Origin of the sequence: Actinoplanes sp. NPDC048967 (assembly GCF_040649415.1) — a bacterium.
Classification (GTDB): Bacteria; Actinomycetota; Actinomycetes; order Mycobacteriales; family Micromonosporaceae; genus Actinoplanes.
In genome coordinates, this window is sequence record NZ_JBEZFL010000002.1 from 544,011 (window position 1) to 563,501 (window position 19,491).

Below are 19,491 nucleotides of genomic sequence, written 5' to 3' on the forward strand. Positions count from 1 at the left end.
GCCGGGTCGGGCGACCCGCCGTGAGCTACGTCGGCCATGTCGCCCAGCGTAGCCACCCGGACCGTGCCGGGCAGGCCCGCGGCGGCGGAAAGAGGATCAAGAGCGGAAAAGGGCCGGAAATCTCAGGACGGGCCGCGGCCGGAGCCGCCGGGCCGGGACCGGCCGGCGCTCTTGCGGGCGGTACGCCCCCGCGCCTGCCAGCCGACAGCCCGCCGCACCAGCCGGGGTGCTTCCGCGTACTCGATGCCGGTGGCCCGGAGCAGGTCCGAGACCGTGGTCCGGACCTGCGCGACGACCACCCCGCCGGAGAAGCCGACGCCTTCGTCGTACGCCCGGCCGGATTCCGCCGCCGCCCGCAACGCTCGTTCGCGGGTGGCGATCGGCTCGGTGCCCTTGGCCCATTCCTGGCGCAGCAGGTCCACCGCGTCGCCGAGCAGCGTGATCGAGGTCGGCAGGCATTCCGGGATCTGCTCGCCGTCGCCGAGGGCTGTCATCACCCGCCGGGCCAGGACGCGGACGTTGCGCAGCGCATACGTCACGTGGTCCGCGCCCTCGACGTACTGGCTCAGGGCGCCGCGGGCCCGCCAGCGGGCCGGGGCGAAGGCCACGTTCTCGCTCGCCGCGGTCGCCGCCTGGTCGAAGCCGGTGAAGTTCGCCTCGGCGGTCCGCAGCTGGTCGAGGGCACCGCCCACCGCGCCGGCGTCCCCGGATTTGAGGCCTTCGGCGATCGCGTGCAGGCCGTCCGCGAGCGCCTGCAGTGCCGGGTCCGCGGCCCGGCGGATCACCGTCAGCGGGTTCAGTGGCAGCAGGACGGTCATGACGGCCAGCCCGACCGCGCCGCCCACGAGCGCGTCGAAGAAACGGGTGTACGGCAGGCCGGTGCTCGGTGTCGTCAGCGTCGCGACCAGCACCGCGGATGAGGCGGACTGGACCACCAGGGGCGTACCGCCGCCGACAGCCGCCGCGGCCGTGATCGCCAGGATCACCACCAGGCCGACCTGCCACGGCCCGGTGCCGATCAGCAGGATGATGCCGTCGCCGATGCCGATGCCGATGGCCACCCCGATGACCAGTTCGGCGGTGCGCCGGGCGCGCTGGCCGACCGACGAGGCGAGGGTGATGACGGCGGCGATCGGCGCGAAGAACGGGCTGGGCCGGCCGATCACGTCGTGCGCGATGAACCAGGCGATGCCGGCGCCCAGTCCGGCCTGCGCGGCGAGCGGGAAGCCGGCCCGTACCCGGGACCAGCCGGCGCCGATGCCGGACCGGGACCGGCCGCGCAGCTCGGCGAGAACCGCGGCCAGCCCGCGCTGCGCCTCCACGTCGGTCATGGTGCAGACCCTAACCGCAGGCGTGTCAGGATGACCGTCGTGACAAATCTTGTGCAGCGGTGGGTTGCGGCGGCCCGGGGTGCCGGTGCGACCGCCGACGACGCTGATCTGGGCGCGGCCGGTGAGTACCTGCTGACCCGCTGGTCGGAGCCGCAGCGGCAGTACCACACCGTGGCGCACCTCACCGCGGTCCTCGACGTCATCGACCGGTACGCCGAGCTGGCGCCGGGCGCGGACCGGGTGCGGCTCGCGGCCTGGCTGCACGACGCCGTCTACGACCCGCGGGCGCTCGGTGACGCCAACGAGCGGGACAGCGCCGAGTTCGCGGCCGGGCTGCTGGCCACGCTGGGCGCACCGGACGAGGTGGCGGCGGAGGTGGCCCGGTTGGTGGGGCTGACCGCCGGGCACGCCACCCAGGACGACGATCCCGACGGCGAGCTGCTCTGCGACGCCGATCTGGCCATCCTGGCGAGTGACCCGGACGGATACGCGGCGTACACGGCCGCCATCCGCCGGGAGTACGCGCACGTGCCGGACGACGCCTTCCGCGGCGGCCGGACCCAGGTGTTGAAGGCCCTGCTGGAGCTGCCGTCGATCTACCGGCACGCCCCGTTGCGGTCGGCGTGGGAGGACAAGGCCCGGGCCAACCTGGAGGCCGAGCTCAAGACCCTGAGCTGAGGTGCTTGGGCCGGCGCAGACCGGCCGCGCGCAGCCGGGCGGAGACCTCCCGGGAGCGGACCAGCGTGGCGCCGAGCCACAACGCCATCGGGAAGCGGACGTCCGGGATGTCGTAGTGGTCCCGGTCGAACGCGCGCCGGGGTGCGCCCAGCATCTCCGCGAAGGCGTGCAGCTCCGCGTACGAGACGTCGCTGACCAGGTGCGACCAGAGCCGCCCGCGGGCCGGCCAGCGCGGCTCGTCGACGAGGATCAAAGTTCCACTTCGAGCAGATCGGTGCCGCGGTCGGCGGCGTAACCCCGTACGTCGGGTACGCCGAGCCGGGCGGCGTCGGCGGTGAGGTCGTCGGGCATCTTCTGCGACTGCCGCTCGGCCTCGACCCGGGCCAGGTAGTGCTCGATCTCCCGGGAGCGCACGGCGGCGTCCCAGCCGAGCGCGTCACCCATCACCGCGGCGGCGTGAGCGGCGGTGTCGGCGCCGCGGTGCGGGGTCTCGAACGAGATCCGGGTGCGGCGGGTGAGCACGTCGTCGAGGTGCAGGGCGCCCTCGGCCTGGGCCGCGTACGCGACCTCGGCGGCGAGGTATTCCGGGGCGCCGGCGAGCGGGGTGGCCAGCGCCGGATCGGCCTCGATCATCGCCAGCAGGTGGACGGTGAGGGTGCCGTACCGTTCCAGCAGGTGCTCGATCACCCCGGCGGTGACGCCGTGCCGGCGGGCGATGTCGAGCCGGTCCCGCCAGGCGGCGGCGAAGCCGTCGGCGCCGAGCAGCGGAAGCTGATCGGTCCGCGAGGGCTGCGCCGAACCGCCGAGCCGGCGCACGGCCCGGTCGATGACGTCGGCGGCCATGACCCGGTATGTGGTGTATTTGCCGCCGGCGACCAGCAGCAGCCCCAGCATCGGCTCGACCACGGCATGTTCGCGGGACAGCTTCGAGGTGGAGTCGGCCTCGCCGGAGAGCAGGGGCCGCAGCCCGGCGTAGACGCCCTCGATGTCGTCGGCGGTGAGCGGCCGGTCCAGCACGGTGTTGACCTGGTCGAGCAGGTAGCGGATGTCCCGGGCGGACGCGGCCGGGTGCGAACGGTCCAGCTCCCAGTCGGTGTCGGTGGTCCCGATGATCCAGTGCCCGCCCCACGGGATGACGAAGAGCACCGAGGTCGGCGTGCGCAGGATCAGCCCGGCCTCGCCGGTGATGGCCGACCGCGGCACGACCAGGTGCACGCCTTTGGAAGCGCGCACCCGCAGACCGGGCCGGACGCCGACATCGCGCAGCATCCGGGACATGTCGTCGCTCCACACCCCGGTGGCGGCGACAACGGTGCGGGCCCGCACCTCGAACTCCGGCGAGTCGGGCGACTCCAGATCCCGCACCTTGACCCCGACCACCTCGCGCGCCTCCCGCACGAACCCGGTGACCCGGGCGCTGGTGACCACGGCGGCGCCGAGGCTGGCGGCGGTCCGGGCCAGGTTGACCACCAGGCGGGCGTCGTCGACCTGCCCGTCGAAGTACCGGATCGCCCCGGTGATCTTGTCCGCGCGCAGGCTGGGGAAGAGGTGCCGGGCGCCGTCGCGGGTCAGGTGCCGGTGCAGGGGCATGCCGCGCCCGCTGCCGAAGACCCCGGCGAAGACGTCGTAGGCGGCGACCCCGAGGCCGTAGTAGGCCCGCTGCCAGACCCGGGCCGGCGGCGAGGCGGCCGGCAGCGGCACCAGGATCGGCACGGGCCGCACCAGGTGCGGGGCGAGCCGGCTGGTCAGCAGCCCCCGCTCGGTGAGCGCCTCGTGCACCAGGTGCAGCTCGAGCTGCTCCAGATAGCGCAGGCCGCCGTGGATGAGCTTGCTGGACCGGCTGGAGGTGCCGGCGGCCAGGTCACGAGCCTCGACGAGGGCGACTCTCAGCCCGCGCGAGGCGGCGTCCAGGGCCGCGCCGGCGCCGGTGACCCCACCGCCGATGACCAGCACATCGAACTGCTCGTCCCGCAACCGCCGCAGGTCGGCGGTGCGACGGATGGGCGAGAGCCGCCCGGCGGCATAGCGGGAGACGGAAGGAGAGCGCACAACCCCCACGGTAGCGCTGCCGGGTGTCCCCCCGGCGAGTGAAAAGAGATTGGCAAGATCAGATACGGACGATCAAAGACTTCAGGTCGTAGGTCTGTGCGGATAACTGACCGTCGCTCCCGCCGATCGCGAGCTGCGTGCTCGCAAGGTCAACTGCGGGCCCGGACCGCGTTCAGCATCTCGGTGACCGAGGCGGCCGGGTCGGTGATCGGGAACTGGACCGTGCGGATCGTCGCCGTCGGGTCGGCCAGCAGGGTCAGGCGCTTGAAGCGGTCCTCCCCCGCCGCCCGGAAAGTGGGCAGGCGCAGGCTCGCGGCCAGCTTGACGTCCTGATCCGACAGCAGCGGGAACGGCAGCTGCGCGTGGGCGGCGAAGGCCTCCAGCTGGTCCGGGCGCTGGGTGCTGATGCCACGGATCTCGGCTCCCGCCGCGGTGAAGTCGGCCGCTCTGGCCGCGTACGTCATGGACTCGAGGGTGCAGCCCGCCGCGCCCGGGATCTCGCCCCAGCCGGGCGGGTAGCCGGGGGTGTCCGGCGCGAAGGCGCCGGGGAAGAAGTAGAGGACCGTCCAGGTCTCCAGGCGCAGTGCCGGGATCCGCCGGCCGACCAGGCCGTGCACGCGATTGGCCTCCGCCGAGGTCGGCGCGGCCGTCGCGGTGAGCGAGCCGTCGCCGAGCACGTGCCGGTCGCCCCACTCCTGGAGGGCGATCAGCACCGGCAGCAGGCCCTCGCCCTTGAGGGTGAGCAGGTAGTCGTGGCGAGGCGGGTGCTCGGAATACGGCTCCCGGCGCAGCACTCCGTGCTCGACCAGCGCGGCCAGGCGTTCGGTCAGGGCCCGCCGGCTGACCCCCAGCGAACGCTGCAACGCCTCGAACCTGGTCACACCGCCCGCGATGTCGCGGACCACGAGAAAAGTCCACCAGTCGGTGAGCACGCCGAGGGCCTGCTCGATGCCGCAGTCGGCATCAACGAGTTCGACCCTGCGCACGCGCTCCACTATAGTCCGTTCCAGAATGGAACTTACTCGAACGGGGGCGGGGACCGTGAGCGTGTTCTGGCGGTGGTGGACGGCCGGCACCAGCAGTGATCTGGGCTCGGCCGTCGGCGGGGTGGCCCTGCCGCTGACCGCGCTCGCGGTCCTCGACGCGACCCCGTTCGAGATGGGCCTGATCGCCGCGGCCGGTTATGTGGCGTGGCTGGTGATCGGGCTGCCCGCCGGGGTCATCGTGCAGCGACTGCCGCTGCGCGGCACCCAGGTCACGGCGGACCTGGTCCGCGCGCTCGCCGTCGCCTCCATCCCGGTGGCCTGGTGGTTCGGCGGGCTCACCGTCGCTCAGCTGGTCGTCGTCGCCCTGGTGGTCAGCTTCGCGCACGTCGTCTTCTTCGTCGCCAACACCACGTTCCTGCCCGAGATCGTCAGCCGGGACCAGCTCCAGTCGCGCAACAGCCTCACCTCCGGCACCCACGCCACGACCCAGCTGGCCGGTCCGTCGCTCGGCGGCCTCGCGGTGCAGTTCCTCGGCGCGGTGCCGACTCTGCTGATCGACGCGATCAGCTATCTCGTGTCGGCGGCGCTGCTGCGCACCCTGCCGGCCCGGCGGGGGCACCGCCCGGACCGGCCGACCCCGATGGGCGCGATGATCCGCGAGGGCTGGGCGTACGTGACGAGGCACCCGATGATGGGCCCGGCCATGTGGTCGGCCACCGCGTCGAACTTCGTCAACGGCGCCTACCTCGCACTCTTCCCGCTCTACCTGGTCCGCGAACTGCACGCCCCGGCGGGCGTCGTCGGCCTGCTGCTCGCCGTTGACGGCGTCGGGACCCTGATCGGCGCGGCGCTGACGACCCGGGCCACCAACACTCTCGGCACGGCGCGCGGACTGATCATTCTGGGCTTCGTGGAAGCCGCTGCCGCCTTCGTCATCCCCGCCGGCACCGGCCGGGTGGCGTACCTCGGCTTCACCGCGGGCGTGCTCGTCTTCGCCGCCACCGGCTGCGTCTTCAGCGTGACCACCCGCACGTACCGGCAGATCGCCAGCCCGCCGGAGCTGCTGTCCCGGGTGATGGCGACGGTCCGGTTCGTCTCCTGGGGCGCCATCCCGGTCGGCGGGCTGGTCGCGGGTGCACTGGCCGGACCCCTCGGTGCCCGGGCCACCTTGCTGATCGTCGCGGTGGCCTCGGTGGCCGCGCCACTCGCGCTGGTGTTCTCCCCCGTACGCGGGCGCCGGGACCTGATCGAGCCGACCACGCCGGAGCGGGAGGCGGTCGTTGGGTAGGTTCGGCGGTTGTGGACAGCGAGTTCTGGATCTCCGAACTGACCGACGACGACGTACCCGCCGTGGTGGCGCTCTGCCGGAGCGCCCTGGACCTGCCCGAGGACGCCGCCGAGGCCGCGGAGATCGTGCTGCGCCTGCGCGAGACCACCGGCACTGACGGTTGGTCGGCCACTCCCCGCAGAATCACCGGCTTCATCGCCCTGCGCTCAGCCGGCGCGAGCGCCGCGGCCGGTGCGGCCCTCTCCGGGGAGCCGGTGTCGGTGACCGGCGGCCGGGTGATCGGGGTGGTACTGGGCTCGGTGTCGCACCGGGACCGCTCGATCGGCCACGTCGACCTGATCGCCGTGGACCCCCAGGAACGCCGCCGCGGCGTGGCCCGGGCCCTGATCTCCCGGGTCGAGGGCGCACTGGCCGGCCTCGGCGCCGGCGACGTGGTGATCGCCGGCAACGCCCCGTACTACGCCTGGCCGGGCATCGACGTGCGCTACACCCCGGCGATCTGCGCGGCGATGGCCTTCGGCTTCGAACAGGACCAACCCGCCTGGAACATGACGGTGGACCTGACGACGAAAGCCTCCGGAGCCGCACCGGGCGCAACGGCCGAGGACGAGGCCCGACTGGCCGGCGAAGGCATCACCCTCCGCCGGGCAGGCGCCGAGGACGTCCCGGCCCTGGTCCGCTTCACCCTGGCCAACTTCGGCGAAGGCTGGGCCGGCGAGATCACCCACTCGGTGGGCCGGGACCAGGCCGGCTGCCACCTGGCCCTGGCCAAGGACGGGGCAATCCTGGGCTTCGCCGCCTACGGCTCGTCCCGCCCGTCCTGGTTCGGCCCGATGGGCACCGCACCGGCCGCCCGCGGCTCGGGAATCGGCGCGCTGTTGCTCCGCCGCTGCCTCGCCGACCAACGAGCCGCCGGCCACACCCAAGCACAGATCGGCTGGGTCGGCCCCCTCCCGTTCTACGCGAAAGCCGTTGCGGCCCGAGTAGAACGCGTCTTCCTCCTCTACCGCAAACAGCTCTGACGTTCGCCTTGTACTGCGGGTTGTGTGACGGGGATAAATACGAGCGGCTGCCCGTCGGCCGTACGAGAACTCAGTGGTGGCTCCAGCGTTCCTGGTGGACGCGCGGGGCAGTCGTCGGCCTGGCCTTCGGAACAGTCATGTTCGTCGTCTCATGGGCGAGCGACGACGATTCCGATCCGACAGGACAGCTCATCGGCGCGGCGGCCTCAGCGGTGCTGTTCGCCCTCGTGACGGGTCTCTTCATCAGGTCCTACGAACGACGAATCTTCCAGGCCGGCGGGCATACCCTGACCCCGGAGGAGAGATTTACGGTCGTGCACAGCGTTGACGCCGGGCGGTGGCCGGACGACGTACGGCTGCATCCATCGGCCTCCCGGCTGGTGGACCAGCGGCTACGCCGCACGATGACGCCTGCTGTCGAGATCGCGGTGTTCGGCCTGATGCTCGCCGTGGCCGTGTTGAATGTGGTCCTGAACGGGCCGTGGTGGTGGCTCGCCGTCGTCTTCTGGGCAATCGCAGGTCCTTGGTCGATGCGGAGCGCCAGGCGCAGCCGCGCCGGGGCGCAGGCCTTGCGCGATGCCGCGCCGGCCCGCAGGCCCCAATAACGCCGCTGACGTGAAGCTCTGCCAGCCGCGCCAGTTCTCGATCATCGTCGGATCCCCCGAGAAGCGGTTGGCCGGTCCAGCGAGCTACCTGCAAATATCCGGCTCTGCCACCGGATGGCGCCAGCGAAAGCCGTCACCAGCGCCATGGTGTCCGCTTCAACCTTCCACAGTGGACCATAACCTCGGTCGAGGCTCGAAAGCCGGCCGGGAGATCGCGCCAGGAGCCTTCTAACAGTCGTCTCAGATTCGCTTGTTACGAATTCGGCGTCAGCTGAGCGAGGGGTCGTCAGCTCCACCACAGCCGCCGCGCGGTTCCTCGCGGTGCCACCGGTCGGCGCTGCCGCGATGCGCGAAAACCCGTGCCCTTCGCATACCAGACCACACAAACGCGTGAAGAGAGAATGACATGAAGCCCATGGGACGCCGCGGCTTTCTGGCCGCTGCCACGGCACTTGGCGCTGGTGCCGGCCTGTCCGCCTACGCCGCTGTTTCGGCAGCGGACGAGAACAAGACTCCGGACAGGAAGCCGGACATTGCGATGCGAGACCGGGACCTGCCCTTCATCGGCACGGAGGAGACCTTCTCGACTCCCGAACTGTTGAAACTGAACTCCATCAACGAGGATCACATAGCGTTCCTCGAGGAGATCGGTCTTTCGGATCTGGGCCAACGCCGCATCGGCGACATGGACGCGGGGGGACTCAACGTTCAAATCCTCTCCGCGCACACACCATCCGTGCAGAACGTCCCCGGGAAAAGGGGCATCGATCTTGCCTACCGTCTGAACCGGCAACTTGTGGACGGGCCGATCGCCAAATATCCGGGCCGTTTCAAGGCCTTCGCCACCTTGCCCCTGCAGAGCCCGGAAGCGGCGGCGGACGAACTGGAACGCTCGGTTCGGGAAGATGGCTTCCTCGGCGCCCTGACCAACGGACACATCACCAAGAAGTATCTCGATCATCCCGACTTCGAACCTGTGCTGGCCCGGGCCGTCGCTCTCGACGTGCCGATCTACCTGCATCCCGGCTATCCGGCTGACGAGGTTTTCAAGATTTACTACAGCACCACACGGTCCGAATACACCGAAGAGTTCCAGGACTACATTTTCAGTGGGTCCGGATACGGCTGGCACCAGGAGGTGCTGACCCAGTGCATTCGGATGATCACGTACGGGGTCTTCGACAGATTCCCCCAACTGAAAGTCATCATCGGCCACATGGGCGAAGGTCTTCCCTTCTACTACAAGCGGATCCTGGAAGACATGGGCGAGCCGACCGAAGATTCGCTCAAGAAGCCCTTCGGGCAGTACTTCCAGGACAACTTCTGGATCACCACCAGCGCATTCCCGCAGACCGAACTGCTCGATCTCCTGCTGAAGTTCATAAGCGTGGACCGAGTGATGTTCGCAACCGACTACCCGTTCGCGGACATCAAGGCCCAGACCGACTGGTTCCGCGGAGTCGATCTGCCGCGGGAGGACAAGGAGAAGATCGCGTTCCGAAACGCAGAGAACCTGTTCAAGATCAAGCTGCCCGTGAAGTGACGCGCCAGTCCGAGCGGAGCGACTCTGTCACCGATCTGGCGGTGCTGCGGCAGCAGGACGGCATGTGCGGTCTGGTGGCTTTGATCCGACCGCGTGGCAGGTCCTGGATGCGATCGACACCGCGGCCTTCGCACCGCCGCCGACCGGCGCTGAACCACCGACCTCAGCACGGCCTTCGAACGCCTCGCCGCGCTACCCGAGCCCGTGACCTGACAACGGGAACCACCGCCCACCACGACCAGGAACCAGGGAGCAACCGGGCCCACGGTCGGACAGCACCGCCTGCCCGGACTCCGGCGTCGACGCCAAACCCGCCGCGACCAGAACCCCGGCCGCCTTGATGAAAGACGAAGGCTGACGCCCTGCCAGCCGTCGGCCCGAAGTCACCCAGTTCGTTCCTGCGCCGGAACGGGTTCGTCGATGCTGTCAGCCGAGCACCGCGGCTAGCCGGCGTAAGAGGCTGCAACCGGCAGAAGAGGCGGCCCAGGAGGGAGGGTTGGCCAAGCGAACAAGCTCCGAATCTGCGTAAGGGCTGGCCAAGCGCCACGTTGCGGCCGGACGAGGCCGACCGGACGAAGCGCCGCGGGGCGACAGGCTACGGCCAGCCAACAGGCCGGCCAAGCGACGACGCCGCCCAGCCGCCCAGGCCAGCCAGGCGCCCAGGCCAGCCAGCCGCCCAGGCCAGCCAGGCGCCCAGGCCAGCCAGCCGCCCAGGCCAGCCAGCCGCCCAGGCCAGCCAGCCGCCCAGGCCAGCCAGCGACAACACCGGCCAGGCGAGAAGCGGCGGCTGGGCGACAGGCTGCGGCTGGGCGACAGGCTGCGACTGGGCGACAGGCTGGCAGGCGAAGAGCCGGCGGTCAGCGGCCCGAAACCGGCCGGCCCAAAGCCCCCACGACCGACCCGACAAAGACCCCGATGCCCGACCCGCCACCGGAAGCTCCGAAGGGAGTGCATGAAGCAGCAAGCCGAACCACAACAGGGCTTGGGGGCGGGGGATGACCCACGCAGATATCAAGCTTGACGGGCTGCGTGGGTCATCCCCCGCCCCCAAGCCCCCCATGCAACCAGCAAAAGGCGGGCCGCCCAAAAAAACTGGCGACCCGCCCCTGCCAACAAAAGCGAAGGACTTAGAAGTCCATGTCCCCGCCACCCGGAGCACCGGCCGGAGCCGGGTTCTTCTCCGGCTTGTCCGCCACAACAGCCTCGGTCGTGAGGAACAGCGCAGCGATCGACGCGGCGTTCTGCAGCGCCGAGCGGGTGACCTTGGCCGGGTCGATGATGCCCGCGGCCAGGAGGTCGACGTACTCGCCGTTGGCGGCGTTCAGGCCGTGACCCGCTTCGAGGTTACGGACCTTCTCCACCACGACGCCGCCCTCGAGGCCGGCGTTGACGGCGATCTGGCGCAGCGGGGCGTCGAGCGCGACCTTGACGATGTTCGCGCCGGTGGCCTCGTCGCCGACCAGGTCGAGCTTGTCGAACGCGGTCTTGCCGGCCTGCACGAGCGCCACGCCACCGCCGGGGACGATGCCCTCTTCGACGGCCGCCTTCGCGTTGCGGACGGCGTCCTCGATGCGGTGCTTGCGCTCCTTGAGCTCGACCTCGGTGGCCGCGCCGACCTTGATGACCGCAACGCCGCCGGCCAGCTTGGCCAGGCGCTCCTGCAGCTTCTCGCGGTCGTAGTCGGAGTCCGACTTCTCGATCTCGGCGCGGATCTGGTTGACCCGGCCCTGGATCTGCTCGGCGTTGCCGGCACCGTCGACGATGGTCGTCTCGTCCTTGGTGATGACCACCTTGCGGGCCTGGCCCAGCAGGCTCAGGTCGGCGGCGTCGAGCTTGAGGCCGACCTCTTCGCTGATGACCGTGCCACCGGTGAGGATGGCGATGTCGTCCAGCATGGCCTTGCGGCGGTCACCGAAGCCCGGAGCCTTGACGGCGACGGACTTGAAGGTGCCACGGACCTTGTTGACGACCAGGGTGGCCAGGGCCTCGCCCTCGACGTCCTCGGCGATGATGATGAGCGGCTTGCCGCCCTGCATGACCTTCTCGAGAACGGGGAGCAGGTCCTTGACCGCGGAGATCTTGCTGTTCGCGATGAGGATGTACGGGTCGTCGAAGACGGCCTCCATCCGCTCGGCGTCGGTCATGAAGTACGCCGAGATGTAGCCCTTGTCGAAGCGCATGCCCTCGGTGAGCTCCAGCTCGAGCCCGAAGGTGTTGCTCTCCTCGACGGTGATGACGCCTTCCTTGCCGACCTTGTCCATGGCCTCGGCGATGATCTCGCCGACCGTGGAGTCACCGGCGGAGATGGAGGCGGTGGAGGCGATCTGCTCCTTGGTCTCCACGTCCTTGGCGAGCTTGCTCAGCTCGTCGGAGACGGCGGAGACGGCCGCCTCGATGCCCCGCTTGAGGGCCATCGGGTTGGCGCCGGCCGCGACGTTGCGCAGGCCCTCGCGAACCAGGGCCTGGGCCAGGACGGTCGCCGTCGTCGTGCCGTCGCCGGCCACGTCGTCGGTCTTCTTGGCGACCTCCTTGACCAGCTCGGCGCCGATCTTCTCGAAGGTGCCCTCGAGCTCGATCTCCTTGGCGATCGACACACCATCGTTGGTGATGGTGGGAGCGCCCCACTTCTTCTCGAGCACGACGTTGCGGCCCTTGGGGCCGAGCGTCACCTTGACGGCGTCGGCGAGCTGGTTCATACCACTCTCGAGGCCGCGACGAGCTTCCTCGTCAAATGCGATGATCTTGGCCATACGGCTTTGTCCTCCTGGACATTCGCGGCGCCGGGCCGGTCCGGCCCGCTTTCCGCACGTTGAGAACCATGCGGACGTCACCACCTGGCGATGTGACGTCCTCAGGCCGAGCCGGATAGCCCGCGACGACCGGTCCCGTGCCCCGGCACCGATGGCGGTGCCGCAGCCGTGACCCCACCGTCCCGACCTGCTGGCACTCACATGGCGCGAGTGCCAATCACTTGTTTAGCACTCTGCTGGGGCGAGTGCAAGCAGAACGGACCGCCCGCACGGGTGCCCGCGGCGGTCGTTTATCGGCGTCCGACTTGCCCCCACCTGGGCGACGAGGTAGGCAGAGCAGCATGACCAGCACTGTCGCGCCCACCATGACCGTGCACCGGGTCACTCCCGCGGACGCCGGCCGGATGCGCGCGCTGCGGCTGGAGATGCTGGCCGACAGCCCGCTCGCCTTCCTGGAGACCCTGGCCCAGGCCGCGGCCCGGCCGCACGCCGACTACCGGCGCCGGATCGCCCAGGCGTCGACCGGCGGCCAGCTGGCCCAGTTCGTGGCCGATCCCGGGGGCCGGCTGATCGGTCACGCGGGCGGCACGGTGCTGCCGGAGGACCCGCGCGCGACGGTCGTCTTCGCGGTCTACATCACACCGGCCCAGCGCGGCCGGGGCGTGTTGCGGGAGCTGGTCGAGGCGGTGGCCGAGTGGTCGGTGGCGATGGGCCGCGGTGAGCTGATGCTCGAGGTCGTGGTCGGCAACGACCGGGCGGTCCGGGCGTACGAGCGGCTGGGCTTCGAGGACACCGGCGTACGGGTGCCGCACCCGGTCGTCCCCGGTCTGCTGGAGCTGCAGATGCGCCGGCGGGCCTGATGGGCGCCGGGTGGCCGCTGGCCCGTACGGTGCTGACCGCCCTGAACGGCACCACACTGGTAGGCCTGGGCATCGCCGCACTGACCGGCACCAAGGTGCGCCGCGGTCCCGGCGGCATCCTGATCGCGGAGGGCTACCGCCGCAAAGCACCCCCGGCGACCTGCTTCACCATCGGCTCGGTGATCATCACCCGGCGGACGGCCGAGTGGCTGCTGGACGAGAGCCGCGCCGCGCTGCTGGCCCACGAGAGCCGGCATGCCGGGCAGTACGCGGTGCTGGGCCCGCTGTTCTGGCCGGCGTACTGGCTGTCCTGCGGCTACTCGTGGACGATGACCGGCACCTACGGCACGCGTAACGCCTTCGAGCGGCACGCGGGCCTGGAGCACGGCGGTTACCGGGTGGCCCCGCTGCGGCCGGGGCTGCGCCGGTTCAGACGGTCAGCTGCCACTGGGTCCAGCGATCCACCGGCCGGAAGCCCATCGCCTCATTGATCCGGAGCATGTGCTCGTTCTCCTCGGCGTTGGAGGTGTCGATCGCCCGCAGGCCGGGGCGCGCCGTACGCGCGTACCGCAGGTTGTGGTTCTTGATCGCCAGCCCGAGGCCGTGCCCGCGGTGGTCCGGGTCGACGATGGTGATGTTCTGCCAGGCGTGCCAGCCGGTGTCGTTCTCGCTCGCGATCATCGTCCAGGCGACGAGGCGTCCGCTCTGCTCGTGCACGGCGCCGGTGTGGAACGTCGTACGCCTCCGGCTGCGCAGCGTCTCCTCGGCCGCACGGACCCGGGCAGCGTCCACTTTCTCGGACTCCACGGCCAGTTCGCCGGTGGGCGCGTCCTCGTTGAGCCGGCTGTCCAGGTAGCCGATGTCGTCCAGCAGTTCCTCGGGCGCCTCGTCCGTCCATCGGACGAGCCGGTAGCCGGGCGGCGCGGGGCTGTCGCCGGGCAGGGGGCCCGTGATGTCCAGCCGGCTGCGGATCTCCACCAGGGCCGGGATCGCGCCCGCGGCCCGCGCGAAGGCGTCGGCGGCCACAGCCTCTGTGATCAGGTGCCGGCGGCCGAGCTCTGTCGCGCGGCGCACCGCGTGGGAGAGCAGGGCCCGGCCGGTGCCCCGGCGGCGGTGGTCCGGGTGGACGAAGAGCTCGACCATGACGTTGGCCAGGTTGTCGAGCTGCGGCAGGTACAGCTCGAGGTGGCCGGCCGGGGTCCCGTCGTGGACGGCGAGGTACTGCTCCGCCCGGTTGCCCGGCCACGGGTGCCGCAACCGGGTGCGATAGGTCTCGAAGGAGCTGAACGGAATGTCGGGGGCGTCCGCTTCGGCGGCGGCCCGGTCGATCTCGTAGGCCGCCCGCTCGTCGGTGAGGGGAACTATCCGCAGCATCCCGACAGCCTGCGCCGCCGGCCAGCTGACCGCGACTGAGATTTGGTCGGGAGGACGCGCGCACAGCGCCTCCGGCACTGGGTCGTTGGGCCCCCAGGAGATTGTCGCCAAGCTCGAAGGTGGGGCCACGTACGGCGTCGCGTCCTCCCGCGTAGAGCATCCTGCCGACCCTGAGATCCTCGCGCAAGTCCTCGCGGGTAGGAATTCTCGACGTTAGGCAGAGTGCTGACTACCGTGTGTCACCCGAGCAGGCCGGCATCCCGGGCGCCGCGGAGGGACGGCTTGATCCGGTGGGTGGGTCCGACCTGGCCCGCGACGGCGTCCAGGGTCTTGAGGCCCTCGCCGGTGTTGTAGACCACCGTCTCCTTGTCCGGGTCGAGCTTGCCGCTGGCCACCAGCTTCTTGAGCACGGCCACGGTCACCCCGCCGGCGGTCTCGGCGAACACGCCGGTCGTGCGGGCGAGCAGCTGGATGGCGTCGCGGATCTCGTCGTCGTCGGCGTAGTCCATCCAGCCCCCGGTGCGGGTCACGGCCTCGATGGCGTACGCGCCGGCGGCCGGGTCGCCGATGTTGAGCGACTTGGCGATGCCGGTCGGCTTGACCGGGATGATCTGGTCGGTGCCGTTGTGCAGCGCGGTGGCGATGGGGTTGCAGCCGGCCGACTGGGCGCCGAAGACGGTCCAGCCGCCCTCGGGGGCCTCGACCAGGCCGATCTCCACCAGCTCGGTGAACGCCTTGTCGATCTTGGTGAGCAGCTCGCCGCTGGCCATCGGCACGACCACCTGGGCCGGGATCCGCCAGCCGAGCTGCTCGGCCACTTCGTAACCCAGAGTCTTCGAACCCTCGGCGTAGAACGGGCGGACGTTCACGTTGACGAAGGCGGTGTCCTCGAACTCGTCGGTCTCGACCAGCTCGCCGCAGAGCCGGTTGACGTCGTCGTAGGAGCCGTCGATGGCGACCAGGTCGCCGCCGTACACCGCGGTGGTGATGACCTTGCCCTGCTCCAGGTCACCCGGGATGAAGACGATCGAGGGCACCCCGGCCCGGGCGGCGTGCGCGGCCACGGAGTTGGCCAGGTTGCCGGTGGAGGCGCAGGCGAAGCGGGTGAAGCCGAGCTCGCGGGCGGCGGTGAGGGCCACCGAGACGACCCGGTCCTTGAAGGAGTGGGTCGGGTTGGCCGAGTCGTCCTTGACCCACAGCGGGGCCCGCAGGCCGACCTCGGCGGCCAGCGCGTCGGCGCTGACCAGCGGGGTCAGGCCGGGGTCGAGGGTGACGCGGGTGGCCGGGTCCTGGCCGGTCGGCAGCAGGGCGGCGTAACGCCAGATGTTGTGCGGACCGGCTTCGATCTGCTCGCGGGTGACCGCGGCCAGCGCGGCGGCGTCGTACGCGACCTCGAGGGGACCGAAACACTCATAACAGGCGTGCTGCGCGGCCAGCGGGAACTCGGCGCCACAGCCACGGCACACGAGGGCGCGGGCGGGGCTGGTGGACTGGCGGGGGGCGTCGACGGTGGACGTCACAATGAGGCTCCTTCTCATCTTTCCCCCGGCGTCGGTGGACGCGCGTGGGGACGGAATTAGCACCTGCCACACGCTGGGCCTCGCCATCGAGACATGTGTGGTGGTTGCCGGGGCGTCATCGGGCCGTTCCCTCAGCCCCTCTGGATGAGGTATTCAGTTGTGTCCCTCACCTTACGGCGTGGGCGGCCAAAGCGCTGCCAAGCATCCCGAGGTGTGAGCTTCAGCTCCCGGGTGCGCGTCCCACTGATCGATGTAGGTCGATTGATTCACAGCAATCTCCGAGGTTGAAACGCGCGCTCCGGCCCTACTGTCCATTGAAAGTTATGGATTTGTTGGCCGGATGGAGGACCCCCCGTGCTGTACGCGATCGATCTCGTCGCGGTGTCCGTGCTCGTCTTCGGGCTCTACTTCCCCCGGCACCGCCGCCGTGACCTCGTCGTCGCGTACCTCGGTGTCAACGTCGGCGTGCTGGCCGTGGCCGGCTCGCTCAGCTCGGGCACCGTCGGGGCCGGCCTGGGTCTCGGGCTCTTCGGCGTGCTCTCGATCATCCGGCTGCGCTCCACCGAGCTGGACCAGCACGAGGTGGCCTACTACTTCTCCGCGCTGGCGCTGGGCATCATCGGCCCGCTGGGCGGCGGTGCGGTGTGGCTGGCACCGGCGCTCATGGCGCTCATCCTCGTGGTGATGTTCCTGGGCGACCATCCCCGGCTGTTCCGCGGCTACCGGCGCCAGGTGCTGGTCCTCGACTCGGCGACCACCGACGAACTGGCCCTGGTCGCCCAGCTGGAACAGGTGCTCGGCGCCCGGGTGCACGCGGTCTCGGTCGAGCGGGTCGACCTGGTCAACGAGACCACGGTGGTCGAGGTCCGGTACTCGCGGACCCGCTCGGTGGCCGGCACCCGCGTGGCCGCGGCGGCCGGAGCCCGCCCGTGACCGCCGCGCCCCCGCGGCTGGAGGGCCTGGCCGGCCTCGGCCCGATCGGGCTGGCCGAGCTCACCACGCAGGCCGAGCTGCAGGTCAGGCGCGACCGCAAGTACGTCCTGCCGCTGTGCGAGCTGGCCACGCTGCTGCCCGCGCTGGGCCGCGACACCCGGATCCTGGACATCGACGGCAACCGGCTGTTCCGCTACGCCTCGGTCTATTTCGACACCGCGGACCTGGCCTGCTTCCGGCTCACCGCGCTGCGCCGGCGCCGCCGGTTCAAGGTCCGCACGCGGACCTACCTGGACTCCGGCACGTGCCTGCTGGAGGTCAAGACCGAGGGGGTACGCGGCGGCACGGTCAAGACCCGCCTGGCGTACGAGCGGCAGCACCACGACGACCTCGGACCCGGCCGCTGGTTCGTCGACGCCGTGCTGGAGGACCTGGACGTGAGCGGCCTGGTCTTCGCACCGGCGCTGGCCACCCACTATCGGCGCAGCACTCTGTATCTGCCGGCCTCGCAGAGCCGGGTGACCATCGACATCGACCTGTCCTGGACCGGGCCGGGCCGCAGTGCCCCGGACCTGAGCCCGCCGGACCTGAGCCTGCCGGGCATCGCCGTGGTCGAGACCAAGACCAGGGCGGCGGCCTCCGAGGTCGACCGCCTGCTGTGGGCCCGGGGTCACCGCCCGGCGTCCATCTCCAAGTACGCCACCGGCCTGGCCGCTCTGCGCCCCGAGCTGCCTTCCGCCCCGTGGCGCCGGCTGCTGCGCCGGCACTTCCACCCCGCTGCCCCGGCCGGCCCCGCGCCGGCCGCCGACCGAAGGATCGAGACATGCACCGTTCCCCCGTCCTGACCGCCGCGCTCGCCGGCGCCCTGGCCCTCGCACCGGGTGCCGCCGCCCGGGCCGCCGACCCGGTGGTGCTCGCCGCGGGCCCGGCCGCGGCGCAGGCGCTGGCCGCCAACGCCCCCGACCATGACGACCCGGCCGATCACGTCTGGAGCGAGTCGGCCGTCGCCGCAGTGACCCTGACCGGCTCCGGCGCCACGTCCACCAGCAGTGGCGTGTCGATCAGCGGCAGCACTGTCACGGTCACCGCCGCCGGCACCTACCGCTTCGCCGGTTCGCTCACGAACGGGCGGATCGTGGTCAACAGCACCGGGGCCGGCCTGGTGCGGTTGATCCTCAACGGCGTCACCGTCGCCAACTCGGGCACCGCGCCGCTCTCTGTCGTCGCCGCCGACGAGGTCATGGTGGTGCTGGCCGACGGCACCACCAACCGGCTCACCGACCCGGCGACGTACACGACCGCGGTCAACCCGGGCGCCGCCCTGTCCAGCGCGGCCGACCTGACCATCACCGGCACCGGGGCGCTGACCGTCACCGGCAACGCCGCCGACGGCATCGCCGGCGACGCCGGCCTGGTCATCGACTCGGGCACGATCACCGTCACGGCCAAGGACGACGGCGTCCGGGGCCAGGACTACGTCGTGCACACCGGCGGCACGCTGGGGGTCACGGCGAGCGGCGACGCGATCAAGTCCGACGAGACGACCGACGCCACCGAGGGGTACGTCTACCTGGCCGGCGGCGCCCGTACCCTCACCGCACCCGCCGGTGACGGCATCAGCGCGACCACCGACGTCATCGTCGCGGGCGGCAGCCTGACCGCGACGACCGGCGGCGGCAGCACCACGGCCCCGGGCACGGCCTCGACCAAGGCCGTCAAGGCCGGCGTCAGCGTGGTCGTCAGCGACGGGCAGCTCAACCTGAACGCGTCCGACGACGGGATCAACTCCAACAACCTGATCACCGTCGACGGCGGCACGCTGACCGTGGCCAGCGGCGACGACGCGGTGCACGCCGACACCGCCCTGACCGTCTCCGCCGGCAGCGTGACCGTGACCAGGTCGTACGAGGGTTTGGAAGCCATGCAAACCACGCTCGCCGGCGGCACAGTGACCGTGACCGCGACCGACGACGCCGTGAACGCCGCCGAGGAGGGCGTGGACGAGAGGCAGGTCGCGCCCAACGCCTTCATCAAGGTCACCGGCGGCACGGTGACGGTCAGCGGCGGCACGGACGGGCTCGACTCCAACGGCATCCTGGCCATCTCCGGCGGCACGGTCATCGCCAACGGCTCGCCCACCCGTGGCGGCGGCGAGGGCGGCCTGGACTCCAACGGCGCGCTGACCATGACCGGCGGCTCCATCCTGGCCACCGGCCTGACCGCGTCGACCAGCGCGCTGCCGTCCGGCGGTCAGGCCTGGGTGGCGTACTCGTTCGGCGCGAACCAGCCGGCCGGCACGATCGTGCACCTGGCCACCGCCGCGGGCACCCAGCTCGCCTCGTTCCGCAGCACCCGGGTGCTCAAGGGTGTGCTCTTCGACCTGAGCTCGCTGACCCGGGGCACGTCGTACCGGATCTACACGGGCGGCTCGGTCTCCGGCACCGACGCGGGCGGCGGCCTCCATCTGGGCGGCACGCTCTCCGGCACCCAGGTCGCCTCGGTGACGGCCGGCAGCGGCCGCGCCTGAGCTCTCCCCGGATCGGCCGTGACCC

Annotated in this window: 17 protein-coding genes and 1 riboswitch; of the genes, 10 read left to right on the top strand and 7 right to left on the bottom strand. The window is 71.1% G+C overall.

The features are described 5' to 3' along the window. Window positions 1–122 precede the first annotated feature (122 nt). On the bottom strand, window positions 123–1,331 hold the full coding sequence (locus AB0C12_RS09300) for an FUSC family protein (protein ID WP_360545894.1): 1,209 nt from the start codon (window positions 1,329–1,331) through the stop codon (window positions 123–125). Window positions 1,332–1,361: 30 nt separating this feature from the next. On the opposite strand from AB0C12_RS09300, the gene AB0C12_RS09305 reads away from it, so the two are divergent. After that, a complete protein-coding gene (locus AB0C12_RS09305; protein WP_360545896.1) occupies window positions 1,362–2,009 on the top strand; it encodes a metal-dependent phosphohydrolase in 648 nt (215 codons plus the stop codon). Here AB0C12_RS09305 and AB0C12_RS09310 read toward each other — a convergent pair. From AB0C12_RS09310 to AB0C12_RS09320, 3 genes are all read right to left on the bottom strand, one after another. Beyond that, entirely contained in the window at window positions 1,993–2,262 is a 270-nt protein-coding gene (locus tag AB0C12_RS09310; protein WP_360545898.1) for a DUF4031 domain-containing protein, read from the bottom strand. The two genes, AB0C12_RS09305 and AB0C12_RS09310, sit on opposite strands and share 17 nt — an antisense overlap. After that, window positions 2,259–4,058, bottom strand: coding sequence for a glycerol-3-phosphate dehydrogenase/oxidase (locus AB0C12_RS09315; protein WP_360545900.1), 1,800 nt, complete (start codon window positions 4,056–4,058; stop codon window positions 2,259–2,261). Before AB0C12_RS09315 ends, AB0C12_RS09310 begins: the two co-directional genes overlap by 4 nt. 149 nt (window positions 4,059–4,207) lie before the next feature. Next, window positions 4,208–5,044, bottom strand: coding sequence for a winged helix-turn-helix transcriptional regulator (locus AB0C12_RS09320; RefSeq protein ID WP_360545902.1), 837 nt, complete (start codon window positions 5,042–5,044; stop codon window positions 4,208–4,210). 25 nt (window positions 5,045–5,069) lie between these two features. On the opposite strand from AB0C12_RS09320, the gene AB0C12_RS09325 reads away from it, so the two are divergent. The 4 genes from AB0C12_RS09325 to AB0C12_RS09340 all read left to right on the top strand — a co-directional run bounded on the left by AB0C12_RS09325 (window position 5,070) and on the right by AB0C12_RS09340 (window position 9,502). After that, window positions 5,070–6,332, top strand: a complete 1,263-nt coding sequence (locus tag AB0C12_RS09325; protein ID WP_360545904.1) for an MFS transporter — start codon at window positions 5,070–5,072, stop codon at window positions 6,330–6,332. A gap of 11 nt (window positions 6,333–6,343) precedes the next feature. Continuing rightward, complete coding sequence (locus AB0C12_RS09330; protein ID WP_360545906.1) at window positions 6,344–7,354, top strand: GNAT family N-acetyltransferase; 1,011 nt, start codon at window positions 6,344–6,346, stop codon at window positions 7,352–7,354. A 137-nt stretch (window positions 7,355–7,491) separates the two neighbouring features. Continuing rightward, window positions 7,492–7,959: a hypothetical protein gene (locus AB0C12_RS09335; protein ID WP_360545908.1), complete on the top strand. Its 468-nt coding sequence runs from the start codon at window positions 7,492–7,494 to the stop codon at window positions 7,957–7,959. A gap of 406 nt (window positions 7,960–8,365) precedes the next feature. Then, entirely contained in the window at window positions 8,366–9,502 is a 1,137-nt protein-coding gene (locus tag AB0C12_RS09340; RefSeq protein ID WP_360545910.1) for an amidohydrolase family protein, read from the top strand. Between the two features lie 1,127 nt (window positions 9,503–10,629). Here the strand turns inward: AB0C12_RS09340 and groL are convergent. Further along, complete coding sequence (groL, locus tag AB0C12_RS09345; protein ID WP_360545912.1) at window positions 10,630–12,252, bottom strand: chaperonin GroEL; 1,623 nt, start codon at window positions 12,250–12,252, stop codon at window positions 10,630–10,632. 341 nt (window positions 12,253–12,593) lie between these two features. Between groL and AB0C12_RS09350 the strand changes: the two genes are divergently transcribed. After that, window positions 12,594–13,112 carry a GNAT family N-acetyltransferase gene (locus AB0C12_RS09350; RefSeq protein WP_360545914.1) on the top strand — a complete coding sequence of 173 codons (519 nt, stop codon included), beginning with the start codon at window positions 12,594–12,596 and terminating at the stop codon, window positions 13,110–13,112. Then, a complete protein-coding gene (locus tag AB0C12_RS09355; RefSeq protein ID WP_360545916.1) occupies window positions 13,112–13,603 on the top strand; it encodes a hypothetical protein in 492 nt (163 codons plus the stop codon). The genes AB0C12_RS09350 and AB0C12_RS09355 overlap by 1 nt, the downstream gene beginning before the upstream one ends. Here the strand turns inward: AB0C12_RS09355 and AB0C12_RS09360 are convergent. Continuing rightward, on the bottom strand, window positions 13,542–14,486 hold the full coding sequence (locus tag AB0C12_RS09360) for a GNAT family N-acetyltransferase (protein WP_360545918.1): 945 nt from the start codon (window positions 14,484–14,486) through the stop codon (window positions 13,542–13,544). The two genes, AB0C12_RS09355 and AB0C12_RS09360, sit on opposite strands and share 62 nt — an antisense overlap. 239 nt (window positions 14,487–14,725) lie before the next feature. Continuing rightward, entirely contained in the window at window positions 14,726–16,006 is a 1,281-nt protein-coding gene (thrC, locus tag AB0C12_RS09365; RefSeq protein ID WP_360545920.1) for a threonine synthase, read from the bottom strand. Between the two features lie 11 nt (window positions 16,007–16,017). Continuing rightward, window positions 16,018–16,157, bottom strand: a riboswitch (SAM riboswitch). Between the two features lie 203 nt (window positions 16,158–16,360). Between thrC and AB0C12_RS09370 the strand changes: the two genes are divergently transcribed. Genes AB0C12_RS09370 through AB0C12_RS09380 form a run of 3 tightly spaced genes read left to right on the top strand, consistent with a single transcriptional unit; the run spans window position 16,361 to window position 19,466 of the window. After that, window positions 16,361–16,939, top strand: coding sequence for a DUF4956 domain-containing protein (locus AB0C12_RS09370; protein WP_360545922.1), 579 nt, complete (start codon window positions 16,361–16,363; stop codon window positions 16,937–16,939). Beyond that, window positions 16,936–17,784, top strand: coding sequence for a polyphosphate polymerase domain-containing protein (locus tag AB0C12_RS09375; RefSeq protein WP_360545924.1), 849 nt, complete (start codon window positions 16,936–16,938; stop codon window positions 17,782–17,784). Before AB0C12_RS09370 ends, AB0C12_RS09375 begins: the two co-directional genes overlap by 4 nt. Further along, entirely contained in the window at window positions 17,763–19,466 is a 1,704-nt protein-coding gene (locus AB0C12_RS09380; RefSeq protein WP_360545926.1) for a carbohydrate-binding domain-containing protein, read from the top strand. The genes AB0C12_RS09375 and AB0C12_RS09380 overlap by 22 nt, the downstream gene beginning before the upstream one ends. Window positions 19,467–19,491: the final 25 nt, after the last annotated feature.